The organism is Paraburkholderia nodosa DSM 21604 (assembly GCF_000519185.1).
Classification (GTDB): Bacteria; Pseudomonadota; Gammaproteobacteria; order Burkholderiales; family Burkholderiaceae; genus Paraburkholderia; species Paraburkholderia nodosa.
The window spans coordinates 366,898-379,590 of record NZ_JAFA01000004.1 but is presented as its reverse complement, the minus strand read 5'-3'; the positions used below and the strand labels follow the sequence as shown (position 1 = coordinate 379,590).

Genomic DNA, 12,693 nt, shown 5'->3' with positions numbered 1-12,693 from the left:
TGTTGCTCCTGCGTCTTCTTTCGAAGCTTTTCGATCACGCGCTTACTTCGCGATCTGCTTCAGATAGAAGACGGTCTGGATGGTCGGCAGCACCTGCTGCAACACACGGTTGAAGGTCGTCGAAGCGGCCGTGCCCACGTACACCACATCCAGCGGCTTGAGCTGGAATTGCGACGAAAGCATGATCGCGTCGGGCTTGGTCATGTCGAGACGGTAGATCTCGGGCTGCGTTGGGTTGTCCTTCATGCCGCGCATCACGAAGATCTGGCGCGGGTTCGCGTCGGTATCGAGAATGCCGCCCGCCTGGGTGAGCGCGTCGGCGATCGTGAGGTTGCCGCGAATCAGGTTTGTCTGCAGGGGCGTCTTCACTTCGCCCATCACGAATATTCTGCTATCCGAACGATCCGGAATATTGATGACGTCGCCGCTCTGCAGCAGCACGTCCTGGGTCGAATCGCCGCCGTCGAGCATACGGTTCGCGTCGAGGATGTACAGCTTGCCGTTGCGCGTAAGGCGCACGCGGTTGATGTCGGCGCTGTCGGTCGTGCCGCCCGAGCGCGTGATGGCGTCCACCAGCGTGAGGGGCACATCGCTCATGGAGAGCGGTCCCGGCGTCTTCACGTCGCCCGTGATCTGCACCTTCTGGCTGCGGTACGCGAGCACGCGCACGTCCACCTGCGGGTTCTTCACGTAGGGGCCGAGGCCGGACGCGAGCTGATCGCGGATCTGGCCGGGCGTCTTGCCCGCGGCCATGATGCGGCCCACGAACGGGAAGAAGATCGTGCCGTCCCTGGACACCGTCTGTCCGTACGGGTCGGACTGGCCGGGCAGCGCGTTGGTATAGGGCTGCGTGAGCGCCTGGCCCACCGTCTGCGTGGTGTTGCCGCCCGCCGAGAACGTCGAGCCTTGCGGCGTCGAAAGTTCGGGGTGATCGAACACGGTCACGCCGAGAATGTCCTGCGGCGCGATGTGATAGATGTAGTCGGCGGCATTCGCGAACTTCGAGGGCGGCAGCGGCGCCTTCGGCTGCGCCGCGGCCGTCTGCGCCTGCTGCAGCACGACTTGCTGCGTGATGAGCTGCACGTTGAATTGCTGCTGCGGCTGGTTGTTCGGCTGTTCTTTCAGGCTCGACGTGTCGAGATAGTTGCCGGGCGCCGTTGCGCACGCGGAAACGAAGACGCTCAACGCGACTACCGCCGTCAGTTTCAGTTTTGTCATTGGCATATTCGGCTCAACCATCCCTTTACCATACGATCCATCAATTCAAGACTCTGGCGATACGCGGACTCGTGGAGCCCGTGCGGATCGCTGACATCAGAGTTCTCCCAGTTACCGAGCGCGTACACCTTGCCGCGCGCGGTGGGTTCAATGCGCTCGACCGCGGCGACCTGGCGGCGCTCGGTCACGAGCACGAGGTCCGCCGAGCGCACGAGGCGGCTCGTGAGGCGGCGCGACTGGTGCCCGCCGACCTTCACGCCGCGCTCGGCAAGCAGCCACTGCATCACGGGGTCCATGTCGTCGCCATCGCGCGCACGCAGGCCCGCCGATTGAAACGATTCCACCCGTGAGCCTTGCTGTTCGCTCAGACGCTCGCGAAAGAGCTGCTCCGCCGCCGGCGAGCGGCAGACGTTGGCGTGGCAAACGATGAGCACGTTCTTGATCATGGTCGCGTGACTCCCTTCCTTTACATAACGCTGCGCACGAAGCCCGGCAACGCTCAGGCGAGCGCCTGCGTCGCGGCGGTTTCGGCACGCGCGCGGCTCGCCTGCGTCGCGCTGGCGCGGCCCACGGCGTGGTACTCGATGCCGAGTTCCTGCAGCGCGGACGGCTCGTACAGATTGCGGCCGTCGAACACGATCGGCATCTTCAGCTGCGACTTGAGCGTTTCGAAATCGGGTGCCTTGAAAACCTTCCATTCGGTGGCGATGACCACGGCATCCGCTTCGCTCGCGGCTTCCATCGCGTCGTTCACGAACGACAACCGCGCCTGATGTTCCGGCGCGTGCGCGAGATCGAGCGCGAGTACACGCTTCGCCTCGGCGGTCGCGACCGGGTCGTAAGCCTTGACAGCGGCGCCTCGCGCGAGCAGTTCGGCGATGAGCGTGCGGCTCGGCGCCTCGCGCATGTCGTCGGTGTTCGGCTTGAACGCGAGCCCCCAGACGCCGAACGTGCGGCCCGTGAGGTCGGAGCCGAAGCGCGTAACGATCTTCTGTGCGAGCACCTGCTTCTGCGCTTCATTGACGGACTCCACGGCGCGCAGGATCTGCAGCGGCTCGCCGAAATCCTCGGCTGTGCGCATGAGCGCCTTCACATCTTTCGGGAAGCACGAGCCGCCGTAGCCGCAGCCCGCATAGAGGAAGTCGTAGCCAATGCGCGGGTCCGAGCCTACGCCGCGGCGCACGGCCTCGATATCGGCGCCCACGCGGTCGGCGAGATTCGCAAGTTCGTTCATGAACGAAATGCGCGTGGCGAGCATGGCGTTGGCCGCGTACTTGGTGAATTCGGCCGAATGCACGTCCATGTAGAGCGTGCGCTCATGGTTGCGGTTGAACGGCGCATAGAGCCGCTTCATGACCTCTTTCGCACGCTCTCCGGGCACGTCGTCGTTGCAGCCGAGCACGATGCGGTCGGGCCGCGCGAAGTCATCGACTGCCGCGCCTTCCTTGAGGAACTCGGGGTTCGAGACCACCGAGAACATGTGGCTCTCGCCACGCTTGCGCAGTTCGGAGGCGATCGCGTCGTGCACGAGCGCGGCCGTGCCGACCGGCACCGTGGACTTGTCCACCACCACCTTGAAACCGGTCATATGACGGCCGATGTTGCGCGCGGCCGCCAGCACGTATTGCAGGTCGGCGGAGCCGTCTTCGTCGGGCGGCGTGCCCACGGCGACGAACTGCACGTCGCCGTGCGCGACCGCCGCTTCGACGTCGGTCGAGAACTTCAGCCGGCGCGCGCGCACGTTGCGCTCGATGATCTCCTTCAGGCCCGGCTCGTGAATCGGCACGATGCCCTGATTGAGCAGGTCGATCTTGCGTTCGTCGACGTCGAGGCAAAACACGTCGTTGCCAATGTCGGCAAGACAGGCGCCCGTCACGAGACCCACATAACCGCTGCCAATGATCGTCAGATTCATGCCCACCTCAAAAGTGATTGGTTCTTCATGTCACGCGAAACGTTGCGCACACCAGCATCGCGCGCACTCGCTTCGCCTCAATATGCGTTCTGGCCTGCGAAGCCCTTCCACATCGTCATCGCCACGATGCGCAGGTCGAGCGCGAAGCTCCAGTGCTGCATGTAGTGCAGATCGAAGCGCACGCGGTCGCGCATCTTTTCCACGCGATCGGTTTCGCCGCGAAAGCCGTTGACCTGCGCCCAGCCCGTAATGCCCGGCTTGATGCGATAGCGCGCCATGTAGCCGCGCACGAGGTCCTTGTAGATGTCGTCGTGCGCAAGCGCGTGCGGGCGCGGACCCACCACCGACATCTCGCCCTTGAGCACGTTGATGAACTGCGGCAGCTCGTCGAGGCTCGTGCGGCGCAGGAACGCGCCGACGCGCGTCACGCGCGGATCGTTGCGGCGCGCCTGCGTGATCTGCCCTGCGACTTCCGCATGGGCCTTCATCGAGCGGAACTTGTAGATTTCGAACTCGTTGCCATCCAGCCCCTTGCGGCGCTGCTTGAAGAACACCGGGCCCTTCGACGTGAGCTTCACGGCGAGCGAAATGACCGCCAGCAGCGGCGCCAGCGCGACCAGCACGCCGCCCGCGAACACGATGTCGAACACGCGCTTGGGCAGCACGCGCAGATCCGTGACCGGCGAGGCCGCGAGATTGATGGCCGGCACGCCGAGCAGATCGACCACGGGCTGGCTGAAGAACGACAGGCTGCGCACGTCCGGAATGAAGCGGATGTTCACGAAGTCGTTGCGCAAGGCCGTGACGATGCGATGGATCGTGCGCTCCTTGGTGATCGGCAAGGCGAGCCACAGCTCGCGCACCTCGTTCTCGCGCACGAACTCGAGCATGGCCTGGAGGTTGCGCTCCACGGGCACGCCGTCGATGGCGGCGGCGCCATCGGCATCGCTGTCCTCGTCGAACACGAGCGCCGGGTGAAAGCCCGCTTCCGGGTGAAAGCGCATGTGCTCGATCAGGAAGCGCCCGTAGCGCGGGCCGCCCACCACCGCCACGGCCTTCTGGTTGTAGCCCTCGCGGCGAATGCCACGCAGCACCATGTGCACGAGCGCCTTCGAGACGATCAGCAGCGCCACCGAGGCGACGACCCAGTACGCGAGCCACAGCCGCGAGAGCGAATCGGCGCGGTGCAGGCTAAAGCTCAGCAGGATGCCCGTGCCCTCCACGGCGAGCCAGGCAGCGCACACGCGGGCAAAGAGCGCGTAGAGCGACTTGCCGCGCCACGACTTGTAGATCCCGAACGCCGGGAACATCCAGATCGCAAGCACGCAGTTGAACGCGAGCGCCACGCTCTCCGCGTCGGTGAGCGGCACAAACTGGCCACGGTGCAAGGCGGCCGCGAGCAGCGCTCCAGCGGCAATGGCGGCAACGTCGAAAATTCTGGCTAGAACGCTGAGCATGTCCGGCACCTCGGGTTAAAAAAATGAATCGCGGCCACGCACTGCAAATCATGGCCGGTCGCTTCAAAAGTTTCTGGGACTGCGTCGCCGCGAAAAAAAGCCCGGCGTCGCGAATTCTGATCCGAATAAACCCTAATAAGGCGCGATAAAAATTCCGGCTGCAAGCCTCAAAAGTATCTCCAATTGTTTCGTCCCTTTCGACTCAATTTTTCGCGAATTTTGTCGGCAAAGATTGCCGGAATGCGCTCCCGCATTGGCTCTCTACCCCGGCCATTCCGGCAGATTTTTCCTGCCCGAACGCCATATTTTGGGTTCTGACAAGAAATTTCGGAGGCCGGCGACGTAATTTTTATTGAATTTTTTATCTGAATTACGGTGTGACGGAAGGGTGATTAAAATTTAATTTGAATATTTTCCGTTTTCTTCTTTACGACTCTATTTATGACGATTTTAAGCATGCTACAAATTGCATCACCGATACCTTTTACAGGAGAGCGAGATGATGGATACGGGTTCCGCTACGGCATCGGCAAAAGCGTCCCAGACGCGTGCCGAAACGCGCAGTGCATTGCAGGTATGCCCTGTGGTGCTGGCGGGCGGCGCGGGCTCGCGGCTGTGGCCACTGTCGCGTGAGCAATATCCGAAGCAGATGATCAACCTCGTTGGCGAGCAGTCGCTGCTTGCCAACACCGCGGGCCGCCTCGATGCGCTCGCCGAGCGCGTGACGCTCGCAGAGGAGTTGCTGATCGTCTGCAATGAAGAACATCGATTCACCACCGCCGAGCAGGTTCGCGCGGCGGGCAAGCATGCGCGCCTGATTCTCGAGCCCGTGGGCCGCGACACGGCACCCGCGCTCACGATCGCCGCGATGTCGGTGGTGGCAAAGCAGGAAGACGGCATTCTCGTGGTGATGCCGGCCGACCATGCGCTCGCCGACCTCGAAGCATTCCAGAACACAGTGGCCGAAGGCGTGCGTCATGCGGCGAACGGCCAGATCGTGACGATGGGCATCGTGCCCACGCATCCCGAAGTGGGCTATGGCTACATTCACGTGGGCGAGCCGCTCGCGAACGCCGAACCCAACGGTGCGCGGCGTCTGAACGGTTTCGTCGAAAAGCCCTACTTCGAGCTGGCGCAGCAGTACGTCGCTTCACAGCGCTACTGGTGGAACAGCGGCATTTTCATCGTGCGCGCATCGACCTGGCTCAAGGCGATTCGCCATTTCCATCCGGCCATCTACTCCGCATGCGCGGAATCGATCGAGCACGGCAAGGCCGACGGCGACTTCTTCCGCGTGGATAGCGAAGCGTTCGCACGTTCGCCTTCGAACTCGATCGACTATGCCGTGATGGAACCGCTCTCCGGCGACCCGACGGTCGCAAGCGGCGTGGTCGTGCCGCTCACGGCCGGCTGGACCGACCTCGGTTCATGGGACACCGTCTGGCAGGTTTCGCCCAAGGACGACGAAGGCAACGTCGCGCACGGCCGCGTGATGTTCGAAGGCGCCAGCGACACCTTCGCGCATTCGGACGGCCGGCTCGTCGCCTGCCTCGGCACAAAGGACCTCGTGGTCGTGGAGACCCCGGACGCCCTGCTCGTCGCCGACCGCTCGCGCGCCCAGGACGTCAAGAAGATCGTGCAGCGCCTGAAGCAGGAACGCCGCACCGAAGCCGTGGCGCACCGCCTCGTGCATCGCCCGTGGGGTCATTACGACAGCGTGGACAGCGGCGAGCGCTTCCAGGTCAAGCGGATCGTGGTCGAACCGGGCGCACGCCTCTCGCTGCAGATGCATCACCATCGCGCCGAGCATTGGGTCGTCGTACGCGGCACGGCGCTCGTCACGCGCGGAGAAGAACGCTTCATCGTTTCGGAAAACGAGTCGGCGTACATCCCGCTTGGCGTGTCGCATCGACTGGAAAATCCCGGCAAGATGCCGCTCGAGATCATCGAGGTGCAGTCGGGCTCGTATCTCGGCGAAGACGATATCGTGCGTCTCGACGATCAGTACGGCAGGCAGTGAAGAAAGCAGGAGAGGCCATGCAGGAAGGCCGCGCGCACCGCGCGCGCGGCCTGGCAGGATCAGCGCGAGAGCGTGCGGTAGCGCGTTCCGGTGGTGCCGACGGTACGTCGCTCGGCGGTGCCGGACGACGCCGTATTGGCTTCGCGAGCTTCGCTGCCCGTGAGCAGTGCGCCCGTGGCGGTGTAACGCTGTACCGGCGCTTGCAGCGGCGCGAGCCGCACGCTGCCCGGTACGGCCGCAGGCAACGCGCGCTCGGCGGCGGCATTGGACGGATCGCCGCGCGTCACGCCTGGCGCGTGCGGTGCGGCGCCGGGCAACGCCGTTTGCGAAGCGCTCTGTGCAGCGCCCTTCGATGCGGCATGCCTGGCGGGATGCGAACCCGGCCACGAAACGCCGGACGCGGACTCGGCCGAGCCTTCGCGATCGAGCCACTCACGCGCCCAGTCGAAGGCGAAATTCCGCGCGGATTCGCGATCCTGGAACGGCGGCCCGATCAGGCCCGAGCGCTCGATGCGCGTGCCATCTTTGAGAATCTCCACGGCTCCTCGGAACATGCGGTTGCGCACGGGCTGCACGGTGAGGCTCATCGTATAGCCGCGCCATTCCGCGACCTGCACCACGCCGCCCGCCGGGTGCGCACTGCGATGCGACGCGTCGCGCGGCATCGCGCGAGTCGCAACCGGCTTGCTCACGCGCGAAGGCGAGAACGGTCCGAACGGCGCATTGTTTTGCGAACGCGTCGCACTCGCAACGGTCGTTGCACTCGTTGCAGCAGCCACGGCAGGCGCGCCGATCGAATCGGGCAATGCCGGTTCGCCGCCCGCGAGCTGACGCATCATGCTTTCCATGGGATCGGCAAGCGGCGCGTCGGCGAGCGCGGCGGGCGCCTGCCAGGCTTCGGGGCTCTTCCAGAACACGGCCGGCTGGCCATCGTCCTCGGCGACTTCCTCGACTGCGACTGCAACGGGTTGCGCATCGGCCTGCGCGGGCTGCGGCACATAGACGAACTTGCGGCCGCGCTGCGAGAGCAGCTCGACCAGTTCGATCAGCGTGCCGCTGCCGTGCCATTCCTCGAAACGACGACGGCAGGTGGGCCCGGACGGATAACGCGCGGGCAGGCGCGACCACGACTCGCCCGTGGTGAGAATCCAGAGGACGGCATTGGCCACGACGCGCGGCTCGGCGCGAGGGCGGCCGCGCCGGTTGAGTCTAATAGGAGGTTCATCTGACACGAGCGAGGACACCTGCACCCACTCGTCGTCGCTCAGTTCTTCGAAATTCATGCTGTTCTCCACGCAGCCGGACCGGGGCTGCAGTGACGGAGCACTGGCTTGCGGATCTTGTTGCCCGCGCTGGCTAGCTCGGTTGCACCATATGCTTGGATGACGTGTTCATTTGCGTCGCGACGCGCACTCTGGCAGTGCGTTCTTTCACTGTATTGACGCAATACACGTGGTCTCACTCGTGCAAGGGAGAATTTGTGCAGGAAGCATACCACCTGAAACCAGCCGATGAGGAGGGCCGTAATAAGTGTTACGGTTAGAAACAATCTCCACCTTGAATCGCGGGGAAGATCGCCGAAAAAGGCCTGAAAACGCAGTGTTTTACAGCGTAGATACACTTGTAACAGGTTCATTCGTTGCGTAGCCGGCACACGCGGTGCGCCCTGCGCAATTCCCAACCCATGCATACCACTTAAGACACATCCGCGCCGGCGAACGTCAGGTTTGCTTCTGCAGCGTTATCGTTGTGCCCGCAACAAATGACATGCCGATGAAATCATCAGATGCATCATGAAACGTTCACGCGAGACCCGGCGGTCGCACTTCGCTCCGGTTGCACCGCCGCTGACCGAACGCTCGTGCGGCGTCACGTAGCGAAGCCGCGAAAACGAATCCGTCTATAGTAAGGGCGCACTGAACCACCACGGAGATTCGTGTATGCAAACCTCTGTTCCGGGCGTCGCCACGCCGCGCGTCGCCACGCCGCGCATCGCCACGGCGTTGATGGCCACCCTGACCCTGGCGCTGCTCGCCCCCTGGGGCGCCGCACAGGCGCAGCTCGGCAACCTGCTCAACCAGGGCGGCAGCAACAGCGGTTCGGCACAGGGTGCGCTCGGCAATCTGGGCGGCCTCGGCAACTCGCTTTCGGCGCCCTCGCTCACCTCGAACAGTCTCGGCAATGTCACCGGCGTGCTGCAGTACTGCATCAAGAACAATTACTTGAACGCCGACGCCGCGAGCAACGTAAAAGACTCGCTGCTCGGCAAGCTGCCCGGCGGCGCGAACACGACGGATAGCGGCTATACGCAGGGCACGAGCGGCATCCTCACGGCTGGCAACGGACAGAAGCTCGACCTCACGGGCGGCGGCCTCAAGGAGGAGGCCACGAAGCAGGTCTGCGACAAGATCCTGAGCCAGGCGAAGTCGATGCTGTAGCCTCCCCGATCCAGCATGCAGATGTGCGCGGGCGCACGGCCCGCGCAATTTATGTGCCGTAAGCTTTGAACACGAACGAAGACCGGCTGTCGAATGGAATCAACCGGTCTTCTCTCGGCATTGCTGCTCGTAGCCATGACCAAGCGCCACACTCCCGTGATATTCGCGTTCCCGGCCACCACGCTGCGGAACGCGCTGAGCGGCCTTGCCGCTTTTGCCGCCCTGCTGGTCCCGGCGGCCGCGCATGCGCAAGCCACCGGGCGCGACCAGCAGTTCGACTGCAAGTCCGATCCCCACACGTTCATTACGTCGCTCATCGACGAAAAATCCATCGAGCCCGAGCCGAGCCGCGTCGAAGCGAATTCGGTCAACGCGTTCAGCCCGGTGCGCGGCACCCGCCTGAGCGCGTTCGGCTTCCCCATTTACGTGGTGCTCGGCTACGACCGCGACGACACGCTCTTCAAGCGCGGCGCCGGCAAGGAGATCACCTCGCCGCTTTACGGCGTGGTCGTGTCTGCGCCCGCGGAGAAGGTGCGCTCGCGCGTGCGCGAAGCCAACAGCGACGCCACCGTGCAATCGGTCGTGCCGCTGCTGCTCACGGCGATCGTGTGCGGCGGGTGAGCGCTCAGCCGCCGAAGAACGCCAGCGCGCCCAGCCCCACCCCGACGATCGCGACGCCCACCGACGTATTGAGCAGCCAGCGCCGCCGCGTGAGCAGCGTAATCGCCGTGAGCGCGATCGAGATCTGGATGAGCGTCGTGGCCTGAGCCCAGCGATGATGGCCGTGCAGCACCTGCTCGCTTAGCGCATCGTCCTGCTCGACGATTTTTTCGAGCGCCTCCGCCTTGGCGCGGATCGGCTCCTTCTGCTGGCGATAGCGGTCGGCGTCGGCGGCGAAGCGCTTCTGCGCGGCGTCCGAATTCGGCGCAAGCGCAGAGAGTTGCGCGCCCAGTTCCGCCAGATTCTGTTTCTCGCCCTTCGCCTGATAGTAGGCCCATTGATTCGCGGCTTCGGTCTTGCGGATCGCCGCTTCGTTCTTGTAATAGAGCGCCTGGTTCTCGCTGTTGCCGCTCTGGTAGGCAAAGATCGCTCCAATCGAAGCGAGGATGGCCGTCATCACCGCCATGCGGCCGGGGAACGGATCGCTTTCGCCGTGCCCGCCATGGCCCGCCGCGGCGTGTTCGACCGCGTGGTCGTGCGGCCCATGCACTTCGTACTCTTCATACATCCAAAGACTCTCCGCTTTCTCTGACTTTCACTGGCGCGCAGCGCCTTTTCCCCGTGCGGCGCGCCTGTGTGGGACGCTCAATTATCGTGAGCGCGGCGCGCTTGTCCAGTACCCGGAATGCATCGGATGTAACGAAACCCGAAATCTTTCCTGACGAAAGCAAATCGTAGGTTTTATCGTCTATCCATTCAGAATAGGTACCCCGGGATGTTGCAGTGCATCCCCTCCCGCCTGCCGTTTGCAAACGTGGATTTGCGCCTGGAGCGCCCCTTCGTGTCGTTGCAGTGCCACATGGCCCTATATGCAACCTCGCGCGGCATGCCCTGAGGCCTTCTGCCGTTAATAAATTCCAGCCTGGAGACCACCATGGGGCCCACAACGGCCGCGCACGCTGCGGCCATCGATACCGTTGCACACAGCGCGCGCGTGCGGCACGGCGAGCCGGATGAAACCGGCGGCCTGATCGACGCGATCTACGATGCCGGCTTCGACGCGCAACGCTGGCCCGATGTGTGTGCGCGCATCGCGCAACGCATCGGCGCGCAACACGTCAATCTCACCATGCTGCCGCCCGAAAGCACGTTCTCGCTCGCCGAATGGGACGGCATCGACGCTTCATTTGCCCAATCGTACGCACAGCACTACGGCGGCTTCGATCCGCTCGTGCCGCAGGTACGCCGCTGGGCCGCCGGCACGCTCGTCACCGACACGATGATCCACCCGCAGGGGAGTCTGCAACGCAGCGCCTTCGTGCAGGAGTGGGTGCGCCCGCAGCGCTTCTACACGGTGGCCTTCGCGAATGTGCTGCGCGAAGGCGACATGGCCGCCGTGCTCGGCGCGCTACGCCACGAAACGCGCTTCTATAGCGAAGACGAACTGGACGCGCTGCGCACGCTGCTGCCGCATCTGCGCAATGCCTTGCGCGTGCAGCGGCACACGGCGCGCACCCTCGCCTCGCGCGACGCAAGCGTCCATGCCCCCGCGGACGCACTCGACGCGCTCGCGCATGGCGTGCTGATCGTCGACGCCGATGCGCACATCGTGTTCGCGAATCGCGCCGCCACGGCGCAGCTCGCCCGCGCAAACGGGCTGCGCACCGAACACGCCGCGCTCAGCGCCGCCACGGCTGCCGCCACGCAGCAGTTGCGCTCGCTGATCGCACGTGCGGCCGGGCGCGACGTGCGCGGGCGCAGCGGCGGCGCGATGCTGATCGGCCGCCAGCCGCCCGACGAGCCGCTGCAGGCGCTCATTTCGCCGCTAGGCGAGCACCGTCACGCCGACGACTTCGCCCACGCCGCGCGCGCCGGCACGGCCATGCTCATCGTGATCGATCCGCAGTCGTCGCGGCGCGGCGTGGAAACGCGGCTCATCGCGCTGTTCGGCCTCACGCCCGCGGAAGCGCGCGTGGCCTGCGAAGTCGGCAAGGGCCTCAATCCGAAAGACGTGGCCGAAGCGCTGCAGGTGCTGCCCTCGACCGTGCGCACGCATCTGCATCACGTGTTCGCGAAAACCACCACGCGCCGCCAGGCCGAGCTGATGCGTCTGATCGCGCAGCTTGCGATTGCGCGCGGGGATTGATATCCGATTCGATACGAGTTGCGCGTGTAAAAAGCGGCCCGCGCATTGAACTGGGCCCCAAAAGTTGGACGCATCTCAAAGCTCTGTATAACTAATTTCGCAGCGACTTTTTACTACCGACAGTGGGATCGGAAATTACGATATGGGTAGGAGTCGCGCGCTCGTCGCATATGGCGACACAGAAAGCAGCAGTACACTGCTCGCCGTCAGCGTAGTGGACGGGCAACGCTTCAGGGACGCGATTTCATGGAGTCAGACCAGCGTGTGCGCCCGTTCCTCAGTTAGGGGGCAGTAAGTCATGAGCCTCGCAGGTGCGCAGGCGCTCAACCCCGGAGCGCTCCCTATCCGCCCGGTGCGCAGCGGCAGGTTCAATGCGCATCTGCACGCGCACTGGCTGACGTACTGGCCATATCGCATGAGCGACGCCGGCCTCGCAGCGCTGACCGTCATGCCGTCCTGATTCGCCGCGGTTCGGGGCCTCACTGGACCAAGCCATAAAGCTGAACTTCACCAATGCGGGTGAGAGCCCCCCTGCGCATCATTGACCGCGACAATGTGAACGACTGCACGCTCGACGCAGGCGACACGCAACCTCATGAAACGCTGCCCGATCGCGCCATCGAGCTATTCGACTTCGGCGGCGCGCAGCGCGGTCAGTCAGGCACAACTGAAACTGTCTGATGCAGCAGCACTGCAGACGGTGTTCCGCCTGGTCTGCGGGCGGGTTCCGGTATTTAGCGTGCATATTCCTGCAGCCCACGACGGGCTTGTATCACATCAGTGCACCACGCGAATATGCGTAAAGTCTGATTCATCTGTTTTTTCGTCGCCTTGTTGCG

General features: G+C 64.1%; 12 protein-coding genes. 6 read left to right on the top strand and 6 right to left on the bottom strand.

The features are described from left to right. Positions 1–42: 42 nt before the first annotated feature. From A3CW_RS0108155 to A3CW_RS0108140, 4 genes are all read right to left on the bottom strand, one after another. Positions 43–1,218 (bottom strand): polysaccharide biosynthesis/export family protein, encoded by a 1,176-nt coding sequence (locus A3CW_RS0108155; RefSeq protein ID WP_035512526.1) that lies wholly within the window; start codon positions 1,216–1,218, stop codon positions 43–45. After that, positions 1,215–1,664, bottom strand: coding sequence for an arsenate reductase/protein-tyrosine-phosphatase family protein (locus A3CW_RS0108150; RefSeq protein WP_028203124.1), 450 nt, complete (start codon positions 1,662–1,664; stop codon positions 1,215–1,217). The genes A3CW_RS0108155 and A3CW_RS0108150 overlap by 4 nt, the downstream gene beginning before the upstream one ends. Before the next feature lie 53 nt (positions 1,665–1,717). Continuing rightward, positions 1,718–3,133: a UDP-glucose dehydrogenase family protein gene (locus A3CW_RS0108145; RefSeq protein ID WP_028203123.1), complete on the bottom strand. Its 1,416-nt coding sequence runs from the start codon at positions 3,131–3,133 to the stop codon at positions 1,718–1,720. A 77-nt stretch (positions 3,134–3,210) separates the two neighbouring features. Then, complete coding sequence (locus A3CW_RS0108140; protein ID WP_028203122.1) at positions 3,211–4,590, bottom strand: undecaprenyl-phosphate glucose phosphotransferase; 1,380 nt, start codon at positions 4,588–4,590, stop codon at positions 3,211–3,213. 499 nt (positions 4,591–5,089) lie between these two features. On the opposite strand from A3CW_RS0108140, the gene A3CW_RS0108135 reads away from it, so the two are divergent. Next, entirely contained in the window at positions 5,090–6,610 is a 1,521-nt protein-coding gene (locus A3CW_RS0108135) for a mannose-1-phosphate guanylyltransferase/mannose-6-phosphate isomerase (RefSeq protein WP_028203121.1), read from the top strand. A gap of 59 nt (positions 6,611–6,669) precedes the next feature. Here A3CW_RS0108135 and A3CW_RS45610 read toward each other — a convergent pair whose 3' ends face one another. Further along, on the bottom strand, positions 6,670–7,893 hold the full coding sequence (locus A3CW_RS45610) for a transposase (protein WP_051481310.1): 1,224 nt from the start codon (positions 7,891–7,893) through the stop codon (positions 6,670–6,672). 657 nt (positions 7,894–8,550) lie between these two features. Here A3CW_RS45610 and A3CW_RS0108125 point away from each other — a divergent pair. Both A3CW_RS0108125 and A3CW_RS0108120 read left to right on the top strand, forming a co-directional pair. Then, on the top strand, positions 8,551–9,048 hold the full coding sequence (locus A3CW_RS0108125) for a DUF2501 domain-containing protein (protein ID WP_051481309.1): 498 nt from the start codon (positions 8,551–8,553) through the stop codon (positions 9,046–9,048). 93 nt (positions 9,049–9,141) lie between these two features. Then, on the top strand, positions 9,142–9,669 hold the full coding sequence (locus tag A3CW_RS0108120; RefSeq protein ID WP_245623560.1) for a hypothetical protein: 528 nt from the start codon (positions 9,142–9,144) through the stop codon (positions 9,667–9,669). 4 nt (positions 9,670–9,673) lie between these two features. Here A3CW_RS0108120 and A3CW_RS0108115 read toward each other — a convergent pair whose 3' ends face one another. Continuing rightward, positions 9,674–10,276 (bottom strand): DUF4337 domain-containing protein, encoded by a 603-nt coding sequence (locus A3CW_RS0108115; protein ID WP_028203118.1) that lies wholly within the window; start codon positions 10,274–10,276, stop codon positions 9,674–9,676. A gap of 366 nt (positions 10,277–10,642) precedes the next feature. Here A3CW_RS0108115 and A3CW_RS0108105 point away from each other — a divergent pair, with 366 nt between their 5' ends. The 3 genes from A3CW_RS0108105 to A3CW_RS52260 all read left to right on the top strand — a co-directional run bounded on the left by A3CW_RS0108105 (position 10,643) and on the right by A3CW_RS52260 (position 12,535). Beyond that, positions 10,643–11,854, top strand: coding sequence for a helix-turn-helix transcriptional regulator (locus A3CW_RS0108105; protein WP_028203116.1), 1,212 nt, complete (start codon positions 10,643–10,645; stop codon positions 11,852–11,854). A 298-nt stretch (positions 11,855–12,152) separates the two neighbouring features. Then, a complete protein-coding gene (locus tag A3CW_RS52265; RefSeq protein WP_154677879.1) occupies positions 12,153–12,314 on the top strand; it encodes a hypothetical protein in 162 nt (53 codons plus the stop codon). 59 nt (positions 12,315–12,373) lie between these two features. Further along, positions 12,374–12,535: a hypothetical protein gene (locus A3CW_RS52260; protein ID WP_154677878.1), complete on the top strand. Its 162-nt coding sequence runs from the start codon at positions 12,374–12,376 to the stop codon at positions 12,533–12,535. Positions 12,536–12,693: the final 158 nt, after the last annotated feature.

Excerpts from the sequence above, each read along its gene's own strand:
- A3CW_RS0108155 (WP_035512526.1), bottom strand. The coding sequence starts at position 1,218 with ATGACAAAACTGAAACTGACGGCGGTAGTCGCGTTGAGCGTCTTCGTT.
- A3CW_RS0108150 (WP_028203124.1), bottom strand. The coding sequence starts at position 1,664 with ATGATCAAGAACGTGCTCATCGTTTGCCACGCCAACGTCTGCCGCTCG.
- A3CW_RS0108145 (WP_028203123.1), bottom strand. The coding sequence starts at position 3,133 with ATGAATCTGACGATCATTGGCAGCGGTTATGTGGGTCTCGTGACGGGC.
- A3CW_RS0108140 (WP_028203122.1), bottom strand. The coding sequence starts at position 4,590 with ATGCTCAGCGTTCTAGCCAGAATTTTCGACGTTGCCGCCATTGCCGCT.
- A3CW_RS0108135 (WP_028203121.1), top strand. The coding sequence starts at position 5,090 with ATGATGGATACGGGTTCCGCTACGGCATCGGCAAAAGCGTCCCAGACG.
- A3CW_RS45610 (WP_051481310.1), bottom strand. The coding sequence starts at position 7,893 with ATGAATTTCGAAGAACTGAGCGACGACGAGTGGGTGCAGGTGTCCTCG.
- A3CW_RS0108125 (WP_051481309.1), top strand. The coding sequence starts at position 8,551 with ATGCAAACCTCTGTTCCGGGCGTCGCCACGCCGCGCGTCGCCACGCCG.
- A3CW_RS0108120 (WP_245623560.1), top strand. The coding sequence starts at position 9,142 with ATGGAATCAACCGGTCTTCTCTCGGCATTGCTGCTCGTAGCCATGACC.
- A3CW_RS0108115 (WP_028203118.1), bottom strand. The coding sequence starts at position 10,276 with ATGTATGAAGAGTACGAAGTGCATGGGCCGCACGACCACGCGGTCGAA.
- A3CW_RS0108105 (WP_028203116.1), top strand. The coding sequence starts at position 10,643 with ATGGGGCCCACAACGGCCGCGCACGCTGCGGCCATCGATACCGTTGCA.
- A3CW_RS52265 (WP_154677879.1), top strand. The coding sequence starts at position 12,153 with ATGAGCCTCGCAGGTGCGCAGGCGCTCAACCCCGGAGCGCTCCCTATC.